The following is a 23,965-nucleotide window of genomic DNA, read 5'->3' as shown; positions in this document are numbered from 1 at the left end:
ACGCTGCGTGCCTGGCCCCCCGCGTCGCGGCGGACCGGACCGACCCCGGTCGCCACCCCGCAGCGGCGGTCACGATATCGCGGTGAAATCCGCGGCCCTGACCGGGTCAGGGCCCGGCACCCGCCGCGGGCGCGTTCGGGTTGGCGTGCGGGTCGGGGGCCGCGGGAGCGTTCGGGTCCGCCGCGGCCGGCGCGGGCCGCTGCGGCTCGTCGAGCGGGAGCCCGGTGACCGGGTCCGTGCGGGTGAGGACGGAGTGGACGACCTGCCGTCCACCCTGGACGGTGAGCAGCGCGACGACGACCGCGACGACGCACACCGACGCCACCGTGAGGGCCCGGACGCGGGTGGGCGTGCGCTCGAGCCGCCCCCGGCTGCTCTCCACCACCCAGGCGCGAATGCCGAGCACGGCGAGCAGGCCGAGGAAGGACAGCCAGACCCACTTGTCGAAGGCCGGGTCGATCGTCATCCGGCCCTCCCCGCCGTGCCGCCGGGGAGCACGGGCGCCCCGACCTTGCGCAGCACGTAGTCGTACGGGTCGTCCTGGCTCTGGTACCAGAAGTAGTACTTGCCCTGGTGGACCAGGGTGTTCGCGTAGTCCAGCGACCAGTGGGGCGGCTTGTCGTAGAGGAACTCGCCCTGGGCCTCGATCGACCCGAAGTTCACGATCACGTCGGGGGCGACCTTGTCGGTGCAGCCGAGGGGGTCGTCCGAGACGCCGATCCGGCCGCAGCCCGGCACGCCGCCGCCGCGCCCGAAGAGCGTGAGGCCCTCGATCGCGAACGGGCCGGGGTCGGAGAGCGGGATGACGTTCTGCCCGGGCGGGGTCGTCGCCACGACCGACCGGTACATCGCGGCGTCCTCGGGGTAGACGACCTGGTAGGAGTCGTTGCCCCCGCGCAGGAACACCAGCGTGCCGAACAGCCCGACCATGCCGACGGCCAGCACCGGACGCATCCACGACCGCTTGCGCACCGTCCAGCGCAGGAAGTCCGCGCCGAGGATGGTGAGGATCGGCAGGCCGAACAGCACGATCCGCAGGAAGCCCTCGCTGCCGTAGCCCTGCGCCGCGAACGCCATCGGCACCGCGGCGAGCCCGATCGGCACGAGGTCCCGCCGGCGTCGCCAGTAGACCCAGGCGCCCACCCCGCCCAACAGGTAGGAGAAGCCCGCGACGAGGACGCGCCCGTACTTGACGACGATCTGGCCCAGGTCGCCGGTCAGCCGGTCGGCCACGCCCTCCTGCAGCGCGGCGCCCGTGTCACCGGTGCCGATGAACAGCGTGATCTGGTTCATCCAGATGGAGCGGGCGGCGATCAGGATGAACAGGACGACGCCGATGACGCCGATCAGCACGAGGCCGCGGCCCCGGTAACGGCCGACGACGGCCAGCAGGAACAGCTGGCCGAGGATCGCGAACGGGGTGAGCTGGTGCGCCGGGATCACCGCGAGGATGCACAGTGCCGCGCAGAAGTAGACCAGCAGCAGCTGCCGCGGGGGCAGGGTCGGCCGGTTCGGCGGCGTCATGCCCGAGACGAGCCAGCGGTGCAGGAGCGGCAGGCGTTTCGCGCCGCGGTGCGGGGCCGGCCAACCCGGCACGCCGCTCGGGTCGGTCCGGCGGGTGGCCAGCGGGCCGAGCGCGAAGGTCAGCACCGTGAGCAGCAGGCAGATGCCCGTGGCCTGCGGCGAGAAGTAGTCCTGCTCGATCCAGTTCAGGCCGACGAACAGCCAGGCCGCGGCCCACGGGGCACGGGTGCCGCCCAGCATCGAGCGGGCCAGCGCGTAGATGCCGATCGCCCACACCGTGACGACGGCGGGCGGGAACCAGCGCAGCACCTCGTCGAGCTGGTCGGCGCCCCCGGCCTGGCGGAACCACGCCCACTGGGCGAAGAACGCGGGCCAGGAGAACCGGGCGTCGAGGCCCTGGGGCGGGACGCCGTTGGCGACCGCCACCGCGTCGACGAAGCCGGTGATCGTCCAGGCCGTGCCGAACCGCGCGGCCGGCTCGACGACCGACGGCAGGCCGGTCGAGCACAGGATCAGGACCCCGGTCGCGGTGCCGAGCATCGGGATGCGCGGGCGCCGGGCGTAGAGCTCGGAGAGGCAGGAGCCGATCGCGAACAGCAGGGCCAGCCAGCCGGGGATGCCGAGCACCTTGGCCAGACCCCAGCCGTCGAGCGCCCCCAGGTCGGTGGTGACCACCGCGAGCGGCAGCATGGCCAGCGCCAGCAGCGCCAGCGCCGGCGAGAGCCAGCGGTCGATCACGGTCCGGTTCCGCGCGTACCACGACAGGTCGGTCGGTGGTGCGGCGTCCGCCGGCGGTGCGGTCGGCGGGACGACCGGGATCGCCGCGGTGGGCGGGTCGGTGCCGTCCGTGCCGTTCCCGAGGGGCGGGCCGACGGGCCGGAGGACCTGCGTGGCCTCGGGATCGCTCCGGACGCTCTCCTGCGCGTCGGGGCCGGCGCTACCACCGGTGGGGTCCCCGGCGCGGCCGGCGCCCTCGCCCGGGGCACCGCCGTCGCGGGCACCCCGGCGGGTGTCCTGGGTGGTCACTGGGCGACCACCGCGTGCCGGAGCAGGAACGGGATGCTGATCGCGGTGACGATGTAGAGCATGAGGTCGGGGTGCCACCAGACGGCGCTGACCATGATCTGCGCGGCGAGCAGCGTGGTGGCCACGCCGACGCCGAGGGTCAGCAGCCAGACGTGCGCCGCGGGCGCGCGGCGCAGGAAGCCCGCCGCGGACCAGCCGGGGCCCAGCAGCAGGAAGCCGATCGTGATGAAGAGGCGGAAGTCGCCCGCGGCGCCGCCGGTGACGTCGAGCAGGCTCAGGACGCAGGCGGCGAGGCCGGCGACGACGAGCATCAGCGCGACGCCGCGGCGCGCGGTGCGGGCGCGCGTCAGCTCGGCCGCGGAGGGCATGCTCACCGCGTCACTCCGTTCCCTCGCCGGACGTCGTCCGTGGTCGACACCGTTCCCGTGCTGGACACCGCACTGCTCACCGCGCCGGTCGCCGGGCTGCCCGGCACCGCGCTGCGCGGCGGGACCGCCGCACGCCGACCGGCGCCGGACGGACCCCGGCGCCCGTCAGGAGTATGCCGGGCGCCGGTGATCCGCAGGAGGCGACCCCTCAGGAGGCCTCCTCCTCGAGGGCGTAACGCGCGTCGAGCGCCTCACGCTGCGCCGCGGCGCGCTGGGGCGTGGGGCGGTCGTTCCCCGCCGCCGGACGGTTGCCCGGGCGCGGCGACGGGCGCGGCGGCGCGGTCGCCGCGGGCGGCGCCGGCGGTTGCGCGACCGTACCGACCGGCTCGACCGGCTCGACCGGCTCGGTGGTCGGGGGCACCGGCAGGGTGTCGGCGTTGCCGAGCGCGCGGCCGTTCACGTGCCCGTTGCCGTTCACCTGACCGCCGTTCACGTGCCCGCCGTTCACGTGCCCGCCGTTCACGTGACCGCCGTTCACGTGACCGCCGTTGACGAACCCGTTGGTGGGGGCACCGGTTCCGGGTCCGCTGTGGACGGCGTGCCCGTTCGGTCCGGTGTGGCCGTTCGTCGCCGGGTACCCGTTCGGTGCGGACCCGTCGAGGGGCGTGCCGTACCGCGCCGCGGCCGGAGCCGTCACCGCCGGTGGCTCCTCGCGGCGTTGGTTGGCCCGCCGCCGCTCGGCGGCCAGGGTGCGCAGGACGCGCGTGCCGTCGGCGAAGGTCCGCAGGTTGGTGTCGCCGAAGAGGCGCTCGCGCTCGTAGGAGGGGACCTCCGTGACCCGCAGCCCGGCCGCGGCGACCCGGCAGGCGAGCACGGTCTCGATCTCGAAGCCGTCCCCCCAGAGCATCGACCCGTCGTCCGGTGCGGGAGCGTCCACCGCCGGCAGCTCCAGCAGGGGCAACAGGTCGGCCCAGAAGGCGTTGTAGCCGTAGCAGAGGTCCGAGTGGCGCGTGCCGAACAGCGCGTTGGCCACGCCGTTCAGCCCGGCGTTGCCGGTCCTCCGCAGCAGTGTGATGTCGTCGCTGCCGCCGCCGCGCGTGAAGCGGCTCCCCTTCGCGAAGTCCGCACCGGCCTTCAGCGCCGCCACGAACGCCGGGATCTCCGCCGGGTCGGCCGAGCCGTCGGCGTCGAACATCACGATGATGTCGCCGGTGGCGGCGGCGAACCCGCACGCCATCGCGTTGCCCTTGCCCTTGCGGGTCTGCTCCACGATCCGCACCCAGGGCAGCACCCGCCGCGCGGTCTCGACCGTGCCGTCGACGGAGTTGCCGTCGACGACGATCACCTCGTGCACGGCCGGGCGCACCGCCGCGATCGCGGGCAGCACCACCTGCAGGTTGCGGGCCTCGTTCCGGGTGGGCACCACCACGGACACGGTCGGATCGGCGCTGCGCTGGCCGCGCCGGTCACTGCGCTGCATCGCAGTCTCCCCCTCGTCGCACCTCGTGTGCTGTCGCGTTGACGCCTCGGCGCCCGACTTCTGCAGGTCGAGGTCTCACCCGGTACTCCGTCATCGCTTGGCTTATCTGTCGGCCTCGTCGGTGCGTTACGTGACGGGCCGTTAGCCCGACCGCGTGCGCGCCCTCCGCGCCGCCCCCCGTTCGGGTCCCGACCGAGCGCGCCGGCGACCGCGCTCCGGTCACCTGGCGGGCACTCGGCTGCTCCGGGTCCACGCCCCGAACCTTACGGACAGTGCGATCACGCCGCCGACCGGGTCCGTCCGTGGCCCCTCGGTAGAGTCGCGGCCATGGACAGCACGGACCGCCACCCGCACGCGGCGGAGCAGCGCGGACCGGGCGCCCGATGACCGCGGCCGGCTTCCCGGGCGTCTACCAGGCCACCGTGTCCGTGGTCGCCGCCGTCACGGACGGCGAGCGCCACCTCGCCGAGACGATCGTGTCGGTCCTGGAGCAGACGGAGCCCGACTTCGAGCTCGTGCTCCTCGACAACGCGAGCACCGACGCCACCCACGAGATCATGCGGTCCTTCGCCGACCCCCGGATCCGGGTGGAGCGCCTCGGCGAGCGCCTCCCCCGCGCCGAGGCCCGCAACCGGGCCGTCGCGGCCGCGCGGGCCCCGCTGGTGAAGACGGTCACGGACGGCGACATCCTCCATCCCCGCTGCCTCGAGCTGCAGACCCAGCCGCTGCTCGACGACCCCGGCCTGACGCTCGTCGCGGCCCGCCGGCACGTCGTCGACGACAAGAGCCGGGTGCTGGTCCCCCGCCGCGGGCTGAACGGGCTGATCGGCACCCGCAGCGGGGACGAGGTGGCGCGCAAGATCGTGCGCAGCCGCAGCAACCTGATCGGCGACGCGTGCAACGTCACCTTCCGGCGGGAGGGCTTCACCGCCGCGGGCGGGTGGCGGGGCCGCCGCGACGAGCTGCTCGACCTCGACTGCTGGCTGCGCCTGCTGCACCACGGCGACTTCCTCGGCCGCCCCGAGCCGCTCGCCGCCGTGCGGATCAGCGGCTCGCCGCGCCAGCCGGGCTACGCCGAGCGGGTGCGCGGGGAGCACACGGCCATCGTCGCCGAGCTCGGCGACTCCCCGGCCTACGAGGTCCGCGCGCTCGACCGCCTGGTCGGCGCGGCGCTGGCCCCGGTGGGCGCGCTGCGGCGCGCGGGACTGTCGCTGCTCGCCGGCCGGTCGGAGAAGCGCGAGGAGCGGGAGCGCGCGCGGGCACTCGCCGCGGCCTGACGCCGGACGGGGCCGCCCGGACCCCTTCCTCGGGCGGGCCGACCCCTCCGACCGGACAGTCGCAGCGGACTCGCTCCCGCACATTGTTTGCGATTGCCTCGCCGACGCGTTGAGATGGGGGCAGCGCCGTGTCCGGCGCACCCCTCGGCACCCGGGAGGCCTGCTCCATGGTCACCATGGTCACCGCCATGCACATGAGCGACGGGCTGGTGAACGCGCCGACCTCGCTCGTCTTCGGGGCCGTGGCCGTCGTCGGCCTCGTGCTCTGCCTCGTGCGCGCCCGCGCGGACCTCGACGAGCGCACCGCGCCGATGGCCGGGCTGGTCACCGCGTTCGTGTTCGCCGTGCAGATGATCAACTTTCCGATCCTGCCCGGCGCCAGCGGGCACCTGCTCGGCGGCGCGCTCGTCGCGATCCTCGTCGGGCCGTGGGTGGGCACGGTGTGCATCGCGATCGTGCTGCTCGTCCAGGCGCTGCTGTTCGCCGACGGCGGGCTCACCGCGCTCGGGACCAACATCACCAACATGGCGCTCATCGGCGTGTTCACCGGGTACGGCGTGGCCCTGCTGCTGCGCCGGTTCGCCCGGCGCAGCCGCGGCGGGCTGGTCGCCACGGCCTTCGTCGCCGCCTTCGTCAACACCGTGGTCGCCTCGCTGGGCTTCGTCCTCGAGTACGCGATCGGCGGCAGCGGCGGGGCCTCCCTCGGGACCGTGTTCGTACTGATGGTGGGCCTGCACGCGCTGATCGGCATCGGCGAGGGCGTGATCACCGCAGCGACCGTCGGCGCCGTCGCGGCCGTGCGCCCGGACCTCGTGTACCTGCTGCGGGGCACGGCGACGCCGCTGGTCCGGAAGTCCGCGCCCTCGACGCCGACGACCGGGGGTGCCGCGTGAACCGGCGGCGCGGGTTCCTGCTCGGGTTCCTGGTGGTCGCCCTGCTCGTCGCGGGCGGGCTCTCCTACGTGGCCAGCTCCAGCCCCGACGGGCTCGACACGGTCGCGCTGCACGGCTGCCAGGTCACCGGGACCGGGAGCGGCGAACAGCTCGACGGGACGTGCATCGCGCAGAACGCCGGCGAGCACGCCACCGCGCACTCGCCGCTGGCGGGCTACTCGGTCCTCGGCGGCGAGGGCACGGTCGGGATCGCCGGCGTCGTCGGCGTCCTCGTGACCCTCGCCCTGGCCGGCGGGCTGTTCTGGCTCCTGCGCCGGCGCACCCCGACGCGGTCGGCCGAGCGGGGGGACGACTGAGATGGGCGCCGGCCACGCGCACCCGCTGCACCTGCACCGGGACTCCCCGGTCCACCGGCTGCCGCCGCAGGTGAAGATCGTCGCCGCGTTCCTCGGCGTGGTGTGCGTGGTCGCGACGCCGCGGGAGGCCTTCGCGGTCTTCGCGGGCTACCTGGTGCTGCTCCTCGGGGTCTGGGTCGCGGCCCGCATCCCCGTCGGCTGGATCCTGCGCCGGTCGGTGATCGAGCTGCCGTTCGTGGTGCTGGCCGTGCTGCTGCCGCTCACCGGGCCGGACCCGCGGATCGAGTGGCTGGGGCTGTCGCTCTCCGAACCCGGACTGCTCGGCGCGTGGAACATCCTGGTCAAGGGCACGCTCGGCGTCCTCACCTCGCTCACGCTGGCGGCCACCACGCCGATGCGCGACCTGCTCGTGGGCCTGCAGCGGCTCCACGCCCCGGCCCTGGTCACCACGATCGCCACGCTCATGCTCCGGTACGTCGACGTGATCGCCGGGGAGGCCCGGCGCATGCGGCTGGCCCGGATCGCCCGCGGACACGACCCGCGGTTCCTGTGGCAGGCCGGCGCCACGGCCCGCGGCATCGGGGCGCTCTTCGTTCGCTCCTACGAGCGGGGCGAGCGCGTGCACCTGGCGATGCTGTCCCGCGGCTGGACGGGCGCGATGCCGGTGCTCACCGAGAACCGCACGACCCGGCGGGACTGGGCCGCCGGGCTGGCGCCGGTCGCCGTCGCCGCGGCGCTGGCCGCGACCGGATGGATGATCGCATGACCCTCGCCGACCCGCTCCGCGCCCCCGACGGCGCGGGCGCCACGCCGCCGTCGCTGCTGGTGCGGGACCTGCTGTTCGCCTATCCGGACGGCCACCAGGCGTTGCACGGGGTGGACCTGCGGATCGAGCCGGGCGAGCGGGTCGCGCTGCTCGGGCCCAACGGCGCCGGCAAGACCACCCTGGTCCTGCACCTCAACGGGATCCTCGCCCCCGGCGAGGGCACGGTCGAGGTCGGCGGCCTGCCGGTGACCAGGCAGCACGTGCAGGAGATCCGGCGTCGGGTCGGGATCGTGTTCCAGGACCCCGACGACCAGCTCTTCATGCCCACGGTGCGCGAGGACGTCGCCTTCGGCCCGGCCAACTTCGGGCTCGCCGGCGCGGCCCTCGCGGAACGGGTCGACCAGGCGTTGGCCGCCGTCGGGATGCAGGAGCAGGCCGACCGCTCGCCGCTGCACCTCTCCGGCGGGCAGCGTCGGCGGGTCGCGCTGGCCACCGTGCTGGCCTGCGACCCGGAGATCCTGGTGCTGGACGAGCCGTCGTCGAACCTCGACCCGGTCGCCCGCCGCGAGCTCGCCGAGGTGCTGCTCGGGCTGGGCCGGACCATGCTGATGGTCACCCACGACCTGCCCTACGCGCTGCAGCTCTGCCCTCGCAGCGTCGTGCTCGACGACGGCGTGGTCGTGGCCGACGGACCCACCCGGGAGCTCCTGGCCGACCGCGCCCTGCTCGAGCGGCACCGCCTGGAGCTCCCGTTCGGTTTCTCACTGTCCTGATCGCACTATGGAACCATAACGCGAATTCAGAGGGGGATTCTGCGCGTTATGGAACCATAATGCGCAGGATCGCCTGTCTACGGCGCAATCTTGGTGCCGTGATGTCGCTCAGCGGGGCGGGGCCTCCTCGGACCAGTCGCCGCGGGCCGGGACGCCGTTCGGCGGGGCGTCGCCCGTCCCCAGGGCCGGCCGCACCTCCTCCCCGATCGCCGGCACGTGCTGGGTCGCCTCGGCCGTGGCCGCCGCGACCTGCCGCGCGATCTCGGGGTCGCCGGTGGTGTCGAACCAGTTCTTGACGGACTCCTCGTCCTCCTCGGGGACCGAGCGCACGCCGTCGTCGGGCGACGGGGTGTACTTGAAGACGCCGTCCTCGCCCGGCGCGCCGAGCATCCTGGTGAAGCCCTCGAGCGCCTTGCCGAAATCCGACGGCACCAGCCACACCTTGTTCGCCTCGCCCGCCGCCATCTGCGGCAGGGTCTGCAGGTACTGATAGGCGAGCAGTTCGGGCGTCGGCCGGCCGGCCTTGATCGCGGCGAACCGCTTCTCGATCGCCTTCGCCTCACCCTGCGCCCTGAGGTACGAGGCCGCCCGCTCACCCTGCGCCCGCAGGATCCGGGACTGCCGCTCGGCCTCGGCCCCGAGGATCGCCGCCTGCTTGGAGCCCTCCGCGGTGAGGATCTGCGCCTGCTTCTGGCCCTCCGCGCTGCGGATCGCGGCCTCCCGCTGGCCCTCCGCGGTGAGGATGGTGGCCCGCTTCTCGCGGTCCGCCTTCATCTGCCGCTCCATCGACTCCTGGATCGACGGCGGCGGGTCGATCGCCTTGATCTCCACGCGCTCGACCCGGATGCCCCAGCGGCCGGTGGCGTCGTCGAGCTCGCCGCGCAGGACCGTGTTGATCTGGTCACGCGAGGTGAGCGTCTCCTCCAGCGTCATGCCGCCGACGACGTTGCGCAGCGTGGTCGTGGTGATCTGTTCGACGCCGACGATGTAGTTCGAGATCTCGTAGACCGCGGACTTCGGGTCCGTGACCCGGAAGTAGACGACGGTGTCGATGTTCACCGTCAGGTTGTCCTGCGTGATCACCGGCTGGGGCGGGAAGGACACGACCTGCTCGCGCAGGTCGATCCGCTCCCGGATCCGGTCGACGAACGGCACCAGGAACGCGAGCCCCGGGTTCTGCGTGGTCTTGTACCGGCCCAACCGCTCCACCACCGCGGCCGTGGCCTGCGGGATGATCTGCACCGCCTTCGCCAGCGTGATGATCACGAAGAGCACGATCAGCACGATCACGACGAGCAGTCCGACGTTCACCGTCTCCATGTCCCTTTCCCCCGTCTACTCGGCGAGCACGAGCACGGTGGCGCCCTCGATGCGCACCACCGTGACCCGGTCGCCGGGCTCCATGACCTGCTCGCCGTCGAAGGAGCGGGCGGACCATTCGTCCGGCCCGATCCGCACGCGGCCGCCGTGCCCGTCGACCCGCCGCGAGACCACGGCGGAACCGCCGACGATCTTGTCGGTGTGGTGCACGTAGCCCTCCACCGACTTCTGCGCCTTGCGGCGCAGCACCGGCCGCACTCCCGCGAGGAGCAGCACCGAGGCGACCGCGAACAGCAACGTGCTGCCCAGCCAGCCCAGGCCGAACACCGCCGCGCCCCCGGCCGCGACGAGTGCGCCGCCGCCGAGCATCGCCAGCACGAACTCTCCCGCCAGCATCTCGCCGGCGAGCAGGGCGATCCCGGCGATCAGCCAGATCAGCGGAACCATGGGGCCAGGATGGCAGAGACCACGGGCCGGGGTGACCGAAATGATCATTTCGGTCGCGCAACGGTCGGGGTCAGCCCTCCTGGGTCACGAAGTCGATCAACTGCTCGACGGCACCGATCAGCGACGAGTCCAGGTCGCGGAAGGACTTCACGGCGCCGAGGACCCGCCGTGCGCCGTCGGCGGGCTCGCCCCAGCGCAGGGCCTCGCACACCCCCGTCTTCCAGTCGGTGCCGCGCGGGATCGTCGGCCAGGCCCGGATCCCGACGGCCTGCGGCTTCACCGCCTCCCAGACGTCGACGAACGGGTGGCCGGTCACCAGGACGTTCGGCCCAGCGACGGAGGCCGCCTGGCGGGTCTCCATGGTCCCGGCCACGAGGTGGTCGACGAGGATCCCGAGCCGGCGGTGCGGGGCGGGGCCGAACTCGCGGACCGCCGCGGCGAGGTCGTGCACGCCGTGCAACGGCTCCACGACGACACCCTCGACGCGCAGGTCGTGCCCCCAGACCGTCTCGAGCAGCGCGGCGTCGTGGATGCCCTCGACCCAGATGCGGGCCGCGCGGGCGGTGCGCGCCTTGAGGTTCTCCACCCGCACCGAACCCGACGCCGAGCGGGCGGGCCCCTGCGGCGCGGGCGCGGGCTTCACCAGGGTCGCCGGCCTCCCCTCGAACAGGAAGGCCGCGGGGCGCAGGGGAAAGACGCGTCGCGTGCCGGACCGGTCCTCGAGGGTGACCTCGCGGACGTCGACCTTCACCACCGCGCCGCAGAACCCGCTCGCCGGGTCCTCGACCACGAGACCGGGTTCGGCGGGGACCTCCGGGATCTCCTTCCGCGTGCGGACCCGGGTCCCGTCGGCGCCGAACGCGCCGCGGTAGTCGTGCGTGCGGGGTGCGGGCATGTCCGGGGTTGTATCCCAAGGCGCACACCGGGTCGGCGCCGACACGCGGAGGGGCGCCCGAAGAGTGCATCCCGTGCGCCACCGACCGAAGGCCGTTCACCGAACGTCACGCAGCGTCACCCGCACGGCAGAGGCCGGGTTGCCGTCACCCGTGGTTAGCCTGGCGTTCGTGCCCCGCTCCTCCGCCACCTTCGCGGTGTGGTCCTCGGCCTGGCTGGCCGGGTCCGCCGCGCCGGACGACGTGCTCGACGCGCTCACCCCCTGGGCCGAGGCGCACGACGTCGTCGCCGCCGACGAGGCCACCGCGGCCGCCACGGACCTCCCCGCACCCGGCTCGCCCGTCTCGTCGCTGACCTTCCTGCTCGCCGCGCTCCGCCGCGCCCCCCGCGGCGCCGGCCGGCTCGTGCTCCCGGTGTCCGGGGACATCCGCGGCCTGCCCGGCCCCGGGTCCTTCACCAGCGCCGCGATCGCCGCCGGTGAGGGCGTGCTCTACGCCGAGGCCGGGCTGGGCGTGGTGCCGAGCCCGATCGCCGACGGCGTCCTGCGCTGGACCGTGCACACCGTCCCGGCGCCGGTGCCGCCCGCCGAGTACGTGCCGCTCGCCGAGGCCGAGCACGAGTTGCGGGCACAGGTGCGGGAGTCGACGTCGATCCTCACCGAGCTCGGGGTCGCCCGACACCGGCCGGGCGTGCGCGAGGAGATCGCCGCCGCACTGCGCGCCCGCCCGGCCACGCACTGGCCCGCCGGGATGCCGGGCCGCGCGCTGCGGGTGCTGCAGCAGGCGGACGAGGTGGAGGCGATCCTGGCCGCCGCCTCGGCCGACGAGCCCGGCGGTGCCCTCTCGGCCTCCGCCGCCACCGCCCGCCGCGAGGCCCTGCGCCCGCTCGACACCGCCGTCCGGGTCGCCCGCCGCGCCGCGGTCGCCGAGGCGGTCCGCGCCTACGCCCCCACCCCGTGACCGCGAGCCGCGCCGTCGACTCCCGCGAGTCGGCAGTTCCGGCAGCGCGAGTCGGCAGTTCCGGTAGCGCGAGTCGGCAGTTCCGGTAGCGCGAGTCGGCAGTTCCGGTAGCGCGAGTCGGCAGTTCCGGCAGCGCGAGTCGGCAGTTCCGGCAGCGCGAGTCGGCAGTTCCGGCAGCGCGAGTCGGCAGTTCCGGCAGCGCGAGTCGGCGGTTTCGGTAGCGCGAGTCGGCGGTTTCGGCCAGCCGAGTCCCACCTCACCGAGGCTCCCGGAACGTGGGTATCGGTGCCCCGAAAGTGCCGGCTCGCGGGTCTCAGGGCCGCGCCCGCGCCGCGGCGATGAGCGCCCGCGCGGCAGGTCCGTTGGGGCCGTCCGCCCGCCAGGCCAGCTCGATCCGGCTGCGCACCTCCGGCACCAGACGCGCGGCACCGACGTCGAGCCCCGCGGCCCGGACCGCCCCTTCCGGCAGCACCGCGACGCCCAGCCCGCGCGCGGCCAGGCGGGCGAGCAGGAGCGGATCCCCCGCCTCGAACGCGATCGCCGGACGGACGCCGGCGGCCGCACACGCCGCGTCGAAGGCGCCACGCGGTCCCGTGCCGGGCGACATGCACATCACGGGCCGTTCGAGGAGCTCGTCCAGACCCATCTCGTCCGCCTCGACCCCGACGGCGACCACGGCCTGGTCGGTGATCGTCCGCGTCGCGACGCCGGCCGGCGGGGCACCGGATATGCCCGCCCACACGAGGTCCAGCTCCCCCGCGACCAGCTGCGCCAGCAGAGCGTCCGAGGTCCCCTCGCGCAGCGAGATCTCCACCGCGGGATGGGCGCGCCGGAACTCGGCCAGCAGGTCCGGCAGGTCGGTCGCCGCCAGCGACGGTGCCATCCCCACCGCCACCCGCCCGCGGACCAGGCCTTTCAGCTCGTCGACGGCCAGGTGTGCCCCTTCGACGGCCGCGAGCGCCGCCCGCGCGTAGGGCAGCACGGCCTCCCCCGCGGCCGTCGGCGTCACCCCACGGGAGGTGCGGGTCAGCAGCGGCTCGCCGAGCTCGCGCTCCAGCTGTCTGAGCTGGGCGCTCACGCCGGGCTGGGCGACGTGCAGCCGCGTCGCCGCCGCCGTCACCGTCCCCTCCTCGACCACGGCGACCAGATACTGCAGGTGACGCAGCTCCATAACTCAACATGCTAGCGGTGAGACGATCCATCTCTTGGACTTCTCGCTCCGCGGCGTCGAAGGTGGAGCCATGTCCACGACGAGCACCCTCACCGGCACTGTCCTCCGCCCCGGCGACCCCGGCTTCGACACCGAGCGCCGCGGCTTCCAGGCCGCCCGCGCCCACCGTCCGGACCTCGTGGTCGTGCCGGCCACGGCGGCCGAGGTCCAGGCCGCCGTCCGGCACGCCCGCGACCGGGACCTGGACCTCGCCGTGCAGTCCAGCGGCCACGGCCTCGCCACCCCGCTCGACGGCGGGCTGCTGATCAGCACCCGTCGGATGCGGGCGGTCACCGTCGACCCGGCAACCCGGCGGGCCCGGGTCGAGGCCGGCGCGACGTGGGCCGACGTCGTCGCCGCCGCGAGCCCGCACGGCCTCGCGCCGCTCAGCGGCAGCTCCCCGGGCGTCGGCGTGGTGGGCTACCTCCTCGGCGGCGGGTTCGGCCTGCTCGGCCGCACCTTCGGGTTCGCCGCCGACCGGGTCCGCGGGGTCGAGGGCGTCGCACCGTCCGGTGAGGCGGTCGAGCTCGACCGGCTCCCGGCCGACGGCACCGTCGTCACCGCCGTCGAGATCGAGCTCGTCGGCCTCGCCGAGGTCTGGGGCGGCGCGCTCGCGGTCGAGGTCACGCCCGCGGTGCTCGACGGCTGGGCCACCTGGAGCGCGGACCTTCCCGAGGAGGTGACGACCGGGATCTCCCTCGTGCCCTTCGGCGACGACCCGGCCCTGCCCCCACCGTTCCGCGGGCGGCACATCGGGATGATCACGATCGCCGCCACGGTCGACGCAGCGGAGATCGTCCGCCCGCTCCGCGAGCTGGGGCCGGTGGTCCACGAGCGGCTCGGGTGGATCCCCGCCGCGGAGTCGCACACGATCCACCACGACCCCACCGAACCCGAGCCCTACGCCGGCGACGCCCGTCTGCTCCGCACCCTCGACCGCGACGGACTGCGGACGATCCCGGCGCTGACGGGCCCGTCGGCCCCGGTCCCCTCCGTCGTCGAGGTGCGCCGGCTCGGCGGGGCGTACGGGCGCGGCCGGACGGTCCCGGCCGCGTTCCGGGAGGCCACCCACCTGCTGCGGGCCGTCACCGTCCTGGACGGCCCGGACGAGCAGGCCGCCCGCGTGCTCCACGAGGATCTGTTCCGCCCCTTCACCGCCGACGATCTCGGACGGGCCTGGGGCTTCTGCTACGGACTCGCCCGGGCATCGAACTAGTCGTTGACAGGTTCTCCTCGCCCGGCCGGTGTTGACACTGACAAGTTCGACGACGGAGCTCGCGATGTCCGTCGGATCGACCGTTCCCGCGGCGCTGGTACGCGGGCTCCGTCAGCTCCTGGAGCCCGTCCACGCGCTGCTCTGCTACGCCCCGAGGTCGGCGCCGAGGCGAAGGAGCTCGGCTACGACACCGGCACGCGCCGGCCGTCGTACCTCCCCTGCGCGCCGCGCCGCTCGGCCGACCGGGCCCGGAGGTCGTCACCGCCGCCTTCGACAGCTTCCGTCCGGCGACGGTCGCCGAGCACATGCGGACTGCCTGGAGCACGGCGTCGCCCGACGACGTCGTCGAGGCCCGGCTCGGCGGCGTCGCCGCCGGGCTCCACGCGCTGCTCGGCCCACTCGCATCCCGGGAGCTCCCGAGATGTGTTGCTCGGACTCCTGAAACTCCCGACTCGCGCCACCGAAACTCCCGACTCGCGCCACCGGAACTCCCGACTCGCGCCACCGGAACTCCCGACTCGCGGGGTCAGGGGCGGGTGGGGCGGCGGGTGGGTTCGCAGCAGTGGGCCGCGCAGGGGGCGCCGTCGGTGGTGCAGCCCGCCCGGGGAACAGTGCCCAGGGCCCGGGGCGGCGCGTCGGAGAGGTGCTCGGCCATCAGCTCCACCACCATGTCGGCGAAGCGCGGGTCCGGGCCGGCTGTGGCGGCCCGGGCGAAGGCCATGCCCAGCTCGGCCGCCTTCTCCGCAGCCTCGTTGTCCAGGTCCCAGATGACCTCGATGTGGTCGGACACGAACCCGACCGGCGCCACGACGACCGCCTCGATGCCCTTGGCGTGCAGCGCCTCGACGTGGTCGACGATGTCCGGCTCCAGCCACGGCACCTGCGGCGGGCCGGAACGGGACTGCCACACGACGTCGTACTCGCTGATCCCGAGCTCCGCCGCGACCAGCCGCGCCGCCTCGGCGATCTGCCGCGAGTAGCGGTGCCCGCCCTCCTCCGGCACCCCGGCCGCGGCGTCGGCCGCCACCGGGATCGAGTGCGCGGTGAACACCACCCGAGCCCCGCCGGGGACGGTGGCCAGCGCGGCCCGCACCGCGTCGGCGTTGGCCTGCACGAAGAGCGGGTGGTCGAAGAAGTGCCGCAGCTTGGTCAGGTGCGGCGCGTCGGCACCGACGGCGGCGCGTGCGCGCTCGATGTCGTCGTCGTACTGCCGGCAGGCCGAGTAGCCGCCGTACGCGCTGGTCGCGAAGACGAGCGCGTTCCGGACGCCGTCGCGGGTCATCTCGGCGACGGTCTCCTCGACCATCGGGTGCCAGTTGCGGTTGCCGAAGTACACCGGCAGGTCCGTCCGCGACCGGATCGCGGCGATCAGCTCCCGGTTGCGGGCGTTGATCGGCGAGACGCCGCCGAAGTGCTGGTAGTGCTCCTCGACGGCGTCGAGCCGCTCCGGCGGCACCCCGCGGCCGCGCACCACGTTCTCGAGGAACGGGCGCACCTCGTCCGGCCCCTCGGGACCGCCGAAGGAGAGCAGGAGCAGCGCGTCGTACGACTCGGAGGACGAACCCACGGCCTCATTCAACCGCGCGGCCGTGGGCCCCGCCCGTCACACCCCGACCGCGTGGAACCCGCCGTCCGCCATCACCATCGACCCGGTGGTGGTGGGCAGCCAGTCCGACAGCACCGCGCAGACGGTCTTGGCGACGGGCACCGGGTCGGTGACGTCCCAGCCCAGCGGGGCCCGCGAGTCCCAGTTGTCCTCGAACGCCGAGAAGCCGGGGATGGACTTGGCGGCCATGGTCTTCACCGGGCCGGCGGCGACCAGGTTGACCCGGATCCCCTGGGGGCCGAGGTCCCGGGCCAGGTAGCGGGTGACGGACTCGAGCGTCGACTTGGCGACGCCCATCCAGTCGTAGGCCGGCCAGGCCTGGCGGTTGTCGAAGTCCATCCCGACGATCGACGCGCCCCGCCCGAGCAGCGGCAGCAGCGCCGTGGAGAGGCTCTTGAACGAGTACGCGCTGACCTGGATGGTGGTGGCGACGTCCTCCCACGGAGCGTTGAGGAACGCCCCCTCCCCCAGGCAGGACGCCGGCGCGAACCCGATGGAGTGCAGCACGCCGTCGAGCTTCGGGGAGTCACCCAGGTGCGGCGAGACCCGCTCCACCAGGGAGTCGAGCTGCTCCTGGTTCGCCACGTCGAGCTCGACGACCGGGGCGGGCTTCGGCAGCCGCTGCGCGATCCGCTCCACCAGCCGCATGCGGCCGAACCCGGTGAGCACCACCTCCGCGCCCTGCTCCTGCGCGATCTTCGCCGCGTGGAACGCCAGCGACGCGTCGGTGATCACACCGGTGATCAGCAGCTTCTTGCCCTCGAGCAGTCCCATCAGGACCCTTTCGCCGTCGTTCGGGGAGTTCGGGAGGTGACGCTCAGTGGCCCATGCCGAGGCCGCCGTCGACCGGGATGACCGCCCCCGTGACGTAGCCGGCCTGCTCGGACCCGAGCCAGGTGACGGCCGAGGCGACCTCCGCGACGGACGCGTAGCGGCCCAGCGGCACCTGCTTGGTGATCTCGGCGCGGCGCTCGTCGGAGAGCGCGCGGGTCATGTCCGTGTCGACGAAACCGGGGGCGACGACGTTGGCGGTGATGCCGCGCGACCCGAGCTCGCGGGCGACCGAACGGGCCAGCCCGACCAGTCCCGCCTTCGAGGCCGCGTAGTTGACCTGACCGGCGCTGCCCAGCAGCCCGACCACCGACGAGATGAAGATCATGCGCCCGCCGCGGGCCTTCAGCATCCCGCGCGACGCCCGCTTGGCCACCCGGTAGGCGGCCGTGAGGTTGGCGTCGAGGACCGAGGTGAAGGAGTCCTCGCTCATCCGCATGAGCAGACCGTCGTCCGTGATCCCGGCGTTGGACACGAGCACCTGGACCGGCCCGTGCTTCTCCTCGACCGTCGTGAACGCCGCGTCGACGGCGTCGGCGTCGGTGACGTCGCACTGCACCGGCAGCAGCTCCCCCGGGAGCCCCTCCGCCGAGCTGCGGTACGTCACCGCCACCTGGTCCCCCTGAGCCGCGAACGCCTCCGCGATCGCCAGGCCGATGCCGCGGTTTCCTCCGGTGACCAGCACGCTCCTACCCACGGGCACAGAACCTAGTGCACGGGCGCGCGGCGGGCCGCGACACGCGTCACGGCAGCCGCCGGCCCAGCAGCAACCCGCTGCCGAGCCCCACCACGAGCAGCAGCGCCCCGCCGGCGAGCCACGGCCGGCTGGTGTCGACCCGGCGCACCTCGTAGCCGATCTGCTCGGACAGGTCCGCGTAGACCCGGCGCAGCTCGTCCTCGCTCGCGGCGGTGAAGAACTGGCCGCCGGAGAGGTCGGCGATCTGCTTCATCGAGGCGTCGTCGACGGCGACGCGGGTGCGGCCGCCCTCGATGTCGATCGTCCCGTACTCGGTGCCGAACGAGATCGTGGAGACCGGGATCTTGGCCTCGGCGGCCTGCCGCGCGGCGGTGAACGAGCCGCGCGGCTCGTTCTCCCCGTCCGGCCCCGGGACGGTCTGCTTGCCGTCGCTCATCAACACGATCCGGGCGGGCGGGGGCGGCTCCTCGGCGCCCGCGCCGCCCGCACCCGCGACGGACTGGGAGAACGACTCGATCGACTGCATCGACGCGAAGATCGCTTCGCCGGTCGCCGTGGACTCGGACAGCTTCAGGCTGTCCACGGCCCGCTTGACGGCGGTGCGGTCGGTGGTCGGCGAGACCAGCACCGCGGCGGTGCCCGCGAACGACACCAGCCCGAGGTTGATCCCGGGCGTGAGCTGGTCGGCGAACGACTTGGCCGCGGCCTGCGCCGCCGCGAGCCGGGTGGGCTCGACGTCCGTGGCCTGCATCGACAGCGAGACGTCGATCACCAGCATCACGGTAGCGCGGTTGCGCGGGACCTTGGCCTCCGCCTGGGGCCCGGCCAGTGCGATCGTGAGCACCGCCAGCGCCGTGAGCAGGGCGGCCGCCGGGACGTGCCGGTACCAGCCCGGCCGCTTCGGGGCGACCTTCTCGAGCAGCTCGAGGTTGGTGAACCGGACGACGTCCCGGCGTCGCCGGCGGAGCAGCACGAGGTACGCGACCACCAGGACCGCGACGACCAGCAGCCCGAGCAGCCACCAGGGCGAGGAGAAGGTCACCGCCCGCCCCCCGACCGGGTCCGCTTGCGGGCCAGCGCGAACCGCACGATGTCGGAGATCCAGTCCGAGTCGGTGCGCAGCCGCAGGTGCGCGGCACCGCAGCGGCGCAGCGCGTCGGCCACCCGGTCGCGGTGCTCCGACGCCGCCGCGGCGTACTCGCGGCGCAGCAGCGGCGTGGTCTCGACCTCGCGCTGCCGCCCGGTCTCCGGATCGGCCAGGACGACCGTGCCGACGTCGGGCAGGTCCAGCTCGCGCGGGTCGAGGACCTCGACGGCGAGCAGGTCGTGCCGGGCCCCGAGGCCGCGCAGCGACCGCTCCCAGTCCGGTTCGCCGAGGAAGTCCGAGATCACCACGGCGAGCCCGCGCCGGCGGGGCGGCCGGCGCAGCTGCTCGAGGGCCTCGGTGAGGTCGCCGCGCGTGCCGTCCCCGGCCCGGGGCACCTCGGCGACGCGGCGCACCACCATCCGGGTGTGGGCGAGCCCGCCGCGGGCGGGGATCCGGACGGTCTCGGCCCCCGTCGCGACGATCGCGCCGATCCGGTTCCCGCCGCCGCGGGTCAGGTGCGCGACGGCGGCCAGCGCCGCCACCGCCAGGTCGCGCTTCTCGCAGTCCGCCGTGCCGAAGTCGAGGCTCGGCGACAGGTCGACCACGGCCCACGTCTCGAGCTCGCGGTCGGCGATGGTCTCGCGGACGTGCGGCTCGGTGGTCCGCGCGGTGACCGCCCAGTCCATCCGCCGGACGTCGTCGCCCGCCCGGTACGGCCGGGCCTCCGCGGGTTCGGACCCGGGGCCGGGCAGCAGGCCGAGGTGGTTGCCCTGCAGCAGCCCGTCGAGCCGGCCGCGGACGCTCAGCTCGAGGGTGCGCAGCGCCGCCTCGAGGTTCCCGCCGCGCAACGACGGCGGGCCCGGGTGGCCCACCCGCGGGCCCGCGGGGCTGGGCGCGGTCACGACGAACCGGGCGCCGGCGGGTAGGCGGCCGTCGGCGGGGCCGCGGGGGTCGGAGCGGTCGGGGCGGCCGGCTGGGCCTGCGGCCGGGCGGTGACCTGCGGCAGCGGGACGGTCTGCAGCACGCGCTGCAGGATGTGCTCCATCGGGACCTGGTCGGCGACGGCGTCGTAGGACAGCACGAGCCGGTGGCGCAGCACGTCGGGGGCCACGTCGAGAACGTCCTGCGGCAGCACGTAGTCCCGCCCGCGGACCAGTGCCAGCGCGCGGGCGGCCGCGACGATGCCGAGGGTGGCCCGCGGCGAGGCGCCGTAGGCGACCCAGCCGGCGATGTCCTGCAGCCCGTGGTCGGCCGGGGTGCGGGTGGCCACGACCAGCCGCACGACGTAGTCGACGAGCGCGTGGTGCACGAAGACCTGCGCGGCCACGCCCTGCAACCGGACGAGCTCCGCCGGCTCCATGACCTGCTCGGCCACCGGGGGCGTCGCGCCCATCCGGTAGACGATCTCGCGCTCCTCCTCGACCCCGGGGTACTCGACGAGGATCTTGAACAGGAACCGGTCCCGCTGCGCCTCGGGCAGCGGGTAGACGCCCTCGTTCTCGATCGGGTTCTGCGTGGCCAGCACCAGGAACGGGTCGGGCATGGGGAAGGTGCGGCCGCCGATGGACAGGTGCCGCTCGGCCATGACCTCGAGCATCGCGGACTGGACCTTCGCCGGGGCGCGGTTGATCTCGTCCGCGAGCACGAAGTTCGCGACGACCGGGCCCAGCTCGACGTCGAACTCCTCGCGGCCCTGCCGGTAGATCCGGGTGCCGAGGATGTCCGAGGGGACGAGGTCGGGGGTGAACTGCAGGCGCGCGAACGAGCCGCCGACGACCTTGGCGACCGTCTCCACGGCCAGCGTCTTGGCGACGCCCGGGACGCCCTCCAGCAGCAGGTGCCCCTTGGCGAGCAGCCCGACGAGCATCCGTTCGACCAGCCGGTCCTGCCCGACGATCACCCGCTTGATCTCGAAGACCGCGCGCTCGAGGTGCTCGGCGTCGTCCTTCGGCGTGGAGGTGGCGGCGGGGGCCGCCGGGGTCCCGGAGGGCGGCGTCGGGTCCGGAGAAGGGTGCACGCTCACCGCACCATCACACCGGACCGCCCGTGAACTACCGGTGAGCGGGGCGTCAGATCACCCGGGCGACGGTCGGCAGCAGCCCGCCCGAGTAGCGCACCGGCGAGATCTTCACCGAGGCCCCGGAGTACGGCGCCTCGATCATCTTCCCGTTCCCGATGTAGAGGGCGATGTGGTAGACGCGGCCGTTGCGCGCCCACGACAGCATGTCCCCGGGCTTCATCTGCGCGAGCGGGACCTGGTCGCCGTAGGCGTGCTGGTTGCCGCTGTACCGCGGCAGCTGCACGCCGACGCCGGCGAAGGCGTAGAGCATCAGGCCGGAGCAGTCGAAGCCGACCTTGCGGTAGTCGCCGAAGGCGTCGGCGACCCCGCCGTCCCGGATGCCGCGCGACGGGCCGCGGGCCGTCCCGCCGCCCCAGGCGTAGGTCACGCCGAGTTGCGACATCGCCCGGTCGATCACCGTCTGCACCGCGGCGGACCCGGTGCGGCGGGTCGCGGGCGGGGCCGCCGAGGCCGACGAGCCCGCCCGGGCCGCGGCCTCCTCGCGGGCGGCGCGCTGGCGCGCCGCCTCGGCCTCCTCCTGCGCGCGCTGCCAGTCCTGGAACCGCTGGCGCTGGGCGCGCAGCCCGGCGTCGGCGTTCTCCGCGGCGTCGAGCTGGGCCTGGACCTGCGCCTGCTCCCCCGCGACGGCCTGCAGCCGCTGCGCCTGCTCGTCCGCCGCCTGCTGGGCCCCGGCCAGGGCCTGGTCCGCCGCGGTCTTCGCGTCGGCGGCCGCCTGCCGGCGCTGCTCGGCCTCCTCCTGCGCCTTACGCGCGACGGAGTCGGCGTTGGCCTGCTGGACGCGGGCCCGCTCGAGCCCGTCGAGCGCGGCGGCCTGCTGCTGGGCGAGGGCGTCGGTGAGCTGGGCCCGGTCGACGAGGTCCTGCGGCCCGGTCGCGGTGGTGAGCAGGCCGATCGGGCCGAGGTCGAGGCCCTGCGAGTAGGTGCCGGCGACGAAGTCGTCGAGCCGCGTGCGGGCGGCGTCGACGGCCTTGCCCGCCGCCAGGGTCTGGGCGCGGGCGGAGTCGGCGCGTGCGGCCGCGGCGTCGGCCTCGGCCTGGGCGCCGGTCAGGACGTCGAGCGCCTGGTTGGCGGACTCGTGCTGCTCGGCGACCTGGATCTGCAGGTCGTCGGCCTCCGCCTGGAGCTCGGAGAGCCGTTGGGTGAGCCGGGCGACGTCGCCGGCCCGGCCGCTCACGGCATCGCGGCTGCGCTGGAGGTCCTCGTTGCTCGGGTTCGGCGGCGGGGTCGGGTCGGGCGCGGCACCCGCGGTCGCCACGGAGGTGGCGGTGAGCAGCGTGACGAGCAGGACCAGCAGCAGCCCCCGCGCGTACCGCACCGCTCTCCCCCCACCGGTGATCGACTGGAACGTCGGCACCATGGCACCGGCGTGTCGTCACGGCGGGTCGCCACGCCGGTACACCGCGGCAACTTCCACCACTCGGAGGAAGGGGCACCGGGCAGGCCGGCCCCACCGCTGGTCCGGACGGGGCACGGCCTCTCGGTACTTGCACCCTGTCGGGACGGCGGCGGGTCCACCATGATCCTCCCGACGCATCCGGTCCCGGATGCCCGACGAGGGGTGGGAACAGTGAGCGACGGCGGACGGGACCCCGCGGTTCCCGAGGACCGGCAGTGGGCCCAGGGTCCGGGCGTGGGCGCGACGCCGGACCCGTACGGGCAGGGCTGGCCGCCGCAGGGGCACCCGGCCGCCTCCCACCCGGCCCCGCCGCAGCACCCGACGTCGCAGTACCCGGGAGAGCAGCACCCGACCCCGCAGAACCCGACGCAGCAGAACCCGACCCCGCCGTACCCGACCCCGCAGTACCCGACGCAGCAGTACCCGACCCCGCCGTACGGCGGCGATGGGCAGCCGCCGACCTGGGGCCCGCCCCCGGGGTACGGGGGCGGCGACGGCGGCACGCCCCGGAAGAAGCGGCGCCGGCCCCTGGTCGTCGCGATCGTCGCGGTGGTCGTGCTCCTGGCCGGCGGGGCCGCGGCGGCGTGGGCCCTGCTCGGCGGCAGCGGCGGCGCGAGCACGCCGAACGGCGCCGTCACCGCGCTGGCCGAGGACCTGGAGGGCCGCGACTACCTGCGGGCCTACAGCCGGATCGCGCCGAACGAGGCCACCCTCCTGACCGACCTCGACTCGGTGCTCACCACGGAGCTGCAGCGCCTCGACGTGCTGCGCCCCGACGCGCGCGCCGACGCGACCCTCGACACCGTGACCTTCTCCGGGCTGCGGTTCGACGAGGCCGGCGCCGAACAGGTCCGCCCGGGCGTCACGATCGCCAAGCTCGTCGCCGGCACGATCACGATCACGCAGGACCCGGCGAGCCTGCCCTTCACCGACTCCTTCAAGGCGAAGGTGTACCCGGACGACACCCCGCCCGGGGGCGTCCCGCGGACGATCGACGTCGCCCAGGTGGTGCGCGAGGAGGGCGGGCCGATCCGGATCGCCACCGTGCAGCTCGACGGCGAGTGGTACGTCAGCGGCCTCTACACCGCCGCCGACTACGCGCTGCGCGACGCCGCGGAGCCGTGGCCCACGACGTCGGTCGACGCCCGCGGGGCGGGCTCCGCGCAGGACGCCGTGCGCGACCTCGTCCAGGCCGCCCTCGACGCCGACGTCCGCCGCGTGATCGAGCTGACCGACCCCACCGAGATGGCCGCCCTGCACGACGCCGGGCCCGCCCTGGTCGACGGCGCGGCGGGCGCGCAGCCCACCGGCGCGAGGATCGTCGACCTGCAGACCACCGAGACCGACGTCCGCGGGCACACCGCGCTGTCGCTGGCGAGCCTGACCGTCGACGACGGCGCCGGCACGCAGGTCACGCTGACCCGCGCCGGCGACTGCCTGACGATCAGCGGCGTCGAGGGCGCGCCGCCGCAGCTCTGCGCGAACCAGCTCGGCTCGCTGGTCGGTGCCCAGGTCGGCACCTCCCCGGCCCTGCAGGAGCTCACACCCCGGCTGGCGACGGCCGTGCTGAACGTCAAGGTGGTCACGAGCGAGGACGGCGGGTCCTGGTACGTCACCCCCGGTCAGACCGTCGTGCAGCTGTACGCCGACCTGCTCGGCGCGCTGCAGCCCGGTGATCTCGACACCCTGGTCGCCGGCCGCTGACTCCCTCGTCCACCCCGGCTCGACCCGGCGGCCCGCCGCGCACACCCCCCCCCGG

The 23,965-nt window shown here is 74.7% G+C and carries 23 protein-coding genes and 1 pseudogene; 9 read left to right on the top strand and 15 right to left on the bottom strand.

Annotated elements, in window-relative coordinates; all coding sequences use genetic code 11:
* Positions 1 to 106 precede the first annotated feature (106 nt).
* The 4 genes from LWC35_RS04290 to LWC35_RS04275 all read right to left on the bottom strand — a co-directional run bounded on the left by LWC35_RS04290 (position 107) and on the right by LWC35_RS04275 (position 4,398).
* Positions 107 to 466 carry a hypothetical protein gene (locus LWC35_RS04290; RefSeq protein ID WP_232868561.1) on the bottom strand — a complete coding sequence of 120 codons (360 nt, stop codon included), beginning with the start codon at positions 464 to 466 and terminating at the stop codon, positions 107 to 109.
* Positions 463 to 2,550, bottom strand: coding sequence for a hypothetical protein (locus LWC35_RS04285; RefSeq protein WP_232868560.1), 2,088 nt, complete (start codon positions 2,548 to 2,550; stop codon positions 463 to 465). The genes LWC35_RS04290 and LWC35_RS04285 overlap by 4 nt, the downstream gene beginning before the upstream one ends.
* Positions 2,547 to 2,924 (bottom strand): hypothetical protein, encoded by a 378-nt coding sequence (locus tag LWC35_RS04280; protein ID WP_232868559.1) that lies wholly within the window; start codon positions 2,922 to 2,924, stop codon positions 2,547 to 2,549. The genes LWC35_RS04285 and LWC35_RS04280 overlap by 4 nt, the downstream gene beginning before the upstream one ends.
* A 202-nt stretch (positions 2,925 to 3,126) precedes the next feature.
* The gene (locus LWC35_RS04275) at positions 3,127 to 4,398 is read right to left on the bottom strand and encodes a glycosyltransferase family 2 protein (RefSeq protein ID WP_232868558.1); all 1,272 of its coding nucleotides are present in this window, start codon (positions 4,396 to 4,398) and stop codon (positions 3,127 to 3,129) included.
* A 383-nt stretch (positions 4,399 to 4,781) separates the two neighbouring features.
* Here LWC35_RS04275 and LWC35_RS04270 point away from each other — a divergent pair, with 383 nt between their 5' ends.
* The 5 genes from LWC35_RS04270 (at position 4,782) to LWC35_RS04250 (ending at position 8,463) form a co-directional block, all read left to right on the top strand.
* Positions 4,782 to 5,675 (top strand): glycosyltransferase family 2 protein, encoded by an 894-nt coding sequence (locus LWC35_RS04270; RefSeq protein WP_232868557.1) that lies wholly within the window; start codon positions 4,782 to 4,784, stop codon positions 5,673 to 5,675.
* A 167-nt stretch (positions 5,676 to 5,842) separates the two neighbouring features.
* Entirely contained in the window at positions 5,843 to 6,568 is a 726-nt protein-coding gene (locus tag LWC35_RS04265) for an energy-coupling factor ABC transporter permease (protein WP_232868733.1), read from the top strand.
* Positions 6,565 to 6,924: a PDGLE domain-containing protein gene (locus LWC35_RS04260; protein ID WP_232868556.1), complete on the top strand. Its 360-nt coding sequence runs from the start codon at positions 6,565 to 6,567 to the stop codon at positions 6,922 to 6,924. Before LWC35_RS04265 ends, LWC35_RS04260 begins: the two co-directional genes overlap by 4 nt.
* A 1-nt stretch (position 6,925) precedes the next feature.
* Positions 6,926 to 7,690: a cobalt ECF transporter T component CbiQ gene (cbiQ, locus tag LWC35_RS04255; RefSeq protein ID WP_232868555.1), complete on the top strand. Its 765-nt coding sequence runs from the start codon at positions 6,926 to 6,928 to the stop codon at positions 7,688 to 7,690.
* Positions 7,687 to 8,463 carry an energy-coupling factor ABC transporter ATP-binding protein gene (locus tag LWC35_RS04250; protein WP_232868554.1) on the top strand — a complete coding sequence of 259 codons (777 nt, stop codon included), beginning with the start codon at positions 7,687 to 7,689 and terminating at the stop codon, positions 8,461 to 8,463. Before cbiQ ends, LWC35_RS04250 begins: the two co-directional genes overlap by 4 nt.
* 108 nt (positions 8,464 to 8,571) lie before the next feature.
* Here LWC35_RS04250 and LWC35_RS04245 read toward each other — a convergent pair whose 3' ends face one another.
* The 3 genes from LWC35_RS04245 to LWC35_RS04235 form a co-directional block, all read right to left on the bottom strand.
* Positions 8,572 to 9,783 (bottom strand): SPFH domain-containing protein, encoded by a 1,212-nt coding sequence (locus tag LWC35_RS04245; RefSeq protein ID WP_232868553.1) that lies wholly within the window; start codon positions 9,781 to 9,783, stop codon positions 8,572 to 8,574.
* A gap of 15 nt (positions 9,784 to 9,798) precedes the next feature.
* On the bottom strand, positions 9,799 to 10,230 hold the full coding sequence (locus tag LWC35_RS04240; RefSeq protein WP_232868552.1) for an NfeD family protein: 432 nt from the start codon (positions 10,228 to 10,230) through the stop codon (positions 9,799 to 9,801).
* Between the two features lie 70 nt (positions 10,231 to 10,300).
* Complete coding sequence (locus LWC35_RS04235) at positions 10,301 to 11,125, bottom strand: DUF3097 domain-containing protein (RefSeq protein ID WP_232868551.1); 825 nt, start codon at positions 11,123 to 11,125, stop codon at positions 10,301 to 10,303.
* 169 nt (positions 11,126 to 11,294) lie between these two features.
* Between LWC35_RS04235 and LWC35_RS04230 the strand changes: the two genes are divergently transcribed.
* On the top strand, positions 11,295 to 12,083 hold the full coding sequence (locus LWC35_RS04230; protein ID WP_232868550.1) for an Rv1486c family protein: 789 nt from the start codon (positions 11,295 to 11,297) through the stop codon (positions 12,081 to 12,083).
* A gap of 313 nt (positions 12,084 to 12,396) precedes the next feature.
* On the opposite strand, the gene LWC35_RS04225 is transcribed toward LWC35_RS04230, so the two are convergent.
* The gene (locus tag LWC35_RS04225; RefSeq protein WP_232868549.1) at positions 12,397 to 13,254 is read right to left on the bottom strand and encodes a LysR family transcriptional regulator; all 858 of its coding nucleotides are present in this window, start codon (positions 13,252 to 13,254) and stop codon (positions 12,397 to 12,399) included.
* A 70-nt stretch (positions 13,255 to 13,324) separates the two neighbouring features.
* Here LWC35_RS04225 and LWC35_RS04220 point away from each other — a divergent pair, with 70 nt between their 5' ends.
* Positions 13,325 to 14,509, top strand: coding sequence for an FAD-binding oxidoreductase (locus tag LWC35_RS04220; protein ID WP_232868548.1), 1,185 nt, complete (start codon positions 13,325 to 13,327; stop codon positions 14,507 to 14,509).
* A gap of 218 nt (positions 14,510 to 14,727) precedes the next feature.
* Positions 14,728 to 14,928: pseudogene (locus LWC35_RS40805) on the top strand (helix-turn-helix domain-containing protein); the annotation flags it as partial.
* 107 nt (positions 14,929 to 15,035) lie between these two features.
* Here the strand turns inward: LWC35_RS40805 and LWC35_RS04215 are convergent.
* The 7 genes from LWC35_RS04215 to LWC35_RS38965 are packed head-to-tail and all read right to left on the bottom strand — an operon-like array spanning position 15,036 to position 22,167.
* Complete coding sequence (locus LWC35_RS04215) at positions 15,036 to 16,076, bottom strand: ferrochelatase (RefSeq protein WP_232868547.1); 1,041 nt, start codon at positions 16,074 to 16,076, stop codon at positions 15,036 to 15,038.
* Between the two features lie 36 nt (positions 16,077 to 16,112).
* Positions 16,113 to 16,889, bottom strand: a complete 777-nt coding sequence (fabI, locus tag LWC35_RS04210) for an enoyl-ACP reductase FabI (RefSeq protein ID WP_232868546.1) — start codon at positions 16,887 to 16,889, stop codon at positions 16,113 to 16,115.
* 43 nt (positions 16,890 to 16,932) lie between these two features.
* Positions 16,933 to 17,643 (bottom strand): beta-ketoacyl-ACP reductase, encoded by a 711-nt coding sequence (gene fabG, locus LWC35_RS04205; protein WP_232868545.1) that lies wholly within the window; start codon positions 17,641 to 17,643, stop codon positions 16,933 to 16,935.
* A gap of 46 nt (positions 17,644 to 17,689) precedes the next feature.
* Positions 17,690 to 18,685 carry a VWA domain-containing protein gene (locus tag LWC35_RS04200; RefSeq protein WP_232868544.1) on the bottom strand — a complete coding sequence of 332 codons (996 nt, stop codon included), beginning with the start codon at positions 18,683 to 18,685 and terminating at the stop codon, positions 17,690 to 17,692.
* Complete coding sequence (locus LWC35_RS04195) at positions 18,682 to 19,632, bottom strand: DUF58 domain-containing protein (protein ID WP_232868543.1); 951 nt, start codon at positions 19,630 to 19,632, stop codon at positions 18,682 to 18,684. The genes LWC35_RS04200 and LWC35_RS04195 overlap by 4 nt, the downstream gene beginning before the upstream one ends.
* A complete protein-coding gene (locus tag LWC35_RS04190; RefSeq protein WP_232868732.1) occupies positions 19,629 to 20,747 on the bottom strand; it encodes an AAA family ATPase in 1,119 nt (372 codons plus the stop codon). Before LWC35_RS04190 ends, LWC35_RS04195 begins: the two co-directional genes overlap by 4 nt.
* Positions 20,748 to 20,799: 52 nt before the next feature.
* On the bottom strand, positions 20,800 to 22,167 hold the full coding sequence (locus LWC35_RS38965; protein WP_269803577.1) for an NlpC/P60 family protein: 1,368 nt from the start codon (positions 22,165 to 22,167) through the stop codon (positions 20,800 to 20,802).
* Between the two features lie 210 nt (positions 22,168 to 22,377).
* Between LWC35_RS38965 and LWC35_RS04180 the strand changes: the two genes are divergently transcribed.
* Complete coding sequence (locus LWC35_RS04180) at positions 22,378 to 23,910, top strand: flagellar basal body protein FliL (protein WP_232868542.1); 1,533 nt, start codon at positions 22,378 to 22,380, stop codon at positions 23,908 to 23,910.
* Positions 23,911 to 23,965 lie beyond the last annotated feature (55 nt).

The sequence above is a fragment of the Pseudonocardia kujensis genome, from assembly GCF_021283305.1.
Lineage (GTDB): Bacteria > Actinomycetota > Actinomycetes > Mycobacteriales > Pseudonocardiaceae > Pseudonocardia > Pseudonocardia kujensis.
The sequence above is the reverse complement of the archived record's forward strand: the minus strand, read 5'-3'. Positions and strand labels throughout refer to the sequence as shown.

Excerpts from the sequence above, each read along its gene's own strand:
- LWC35_RS04290 (WP_232868561.1), bottom strand. The coding sequence starts at position 466 with ATGACGATCGACCCGGCCTTCGACAAGTGGGTCTGGCTGTCCTTCCTC.
- LWC35_RS04275 (WP_232868558.1), bottom strand. The coding sequence starts at position 4,398 with ATGCAGCGCAGTGACCGGCGCGGCCAGCGCAGCGCCGATCCGACCGTG.
- LWC35_RS04270 (WP_232868557.1), top strand. The coding sequence starts at position 4,782 with ATGACCGCGGCCGGCTTCCCGGGCGTCTACCAGGCCACCGTGTCCGTG.
- LWC35_RS04265 (WP_232868733.1), top strand. The coding sequence starts at position 5,843 with ATGGTCACCATGGTCACCGCCATGCACATGAGCGACGGGCTGGTGAAC.
- cbiQ (WP_232868555.1), top strand. The coding sequence starts at position 6,926 with ATGGGCGCCGGCCACGCGCACCCGCTGCACCTGCACCGGGACTCCCCG.
- LWC35_RS04250 (WP_232868554.1), top strand. The coding sequence starts at position 7,687 with ATGACCCTCGCCGACCCGCTCCGCGCCCCCGACGGCGCGGGCGCCACG.
- LWC35_RS04245 (WP_232868553.1), bottom strand. The coding sequence starts at position 9,783 with ATGGAGACGGTGAACGTCGGACTGCTCGTCGTGATCGTGCTGATCGTG.
- LWC35_RS04240 (WP_232868552.1), bottom strand. The coding sequence starts at position 10,230 with ATGGTTCCGCTGATCTGGCTGATCGCCGGGATCGCCCTGCTCGCCGGC.
- LWC35_RS04235 (WP_232868551.1), bottom strand. The coding sequence starts at position 11,125 with ATGCCCGCACCCCGCACGCACGACTACCGCGGCGCGTTCGGCGCCGAC.
- LWC35_RS04225 (WP_232868549.1), bottom strand. The coding sequence starts at position 13,254 with ATGGAGCTGCGTCACCTGCAGTATCTGGTCGCCGTGGTCGAGGAGGGG.
- LWC35_RS04220 (WP_232868548.1), top strand. The coding sequence starts at position 13,325 with ATGTCCACGACGAGCACCCTCACCGGCACTGTCCTCCGCCCCGGCGAC.
- fabI (WP_232868546.1), bottom strand. The coding sequence starts at position 16,889 with ATGGGACTGCTCGAGGGCAAGAAGCTGCTGATCACCGGTGTGATCACC.
- LWC35_RS38965 (WP_269803577.1), bottom strand. The coding sequence starts at position 22,167 with ATGGTGCCGACGTTCCAGTCGATCACCGGTGGGGGGAGAGCGGTGCGG.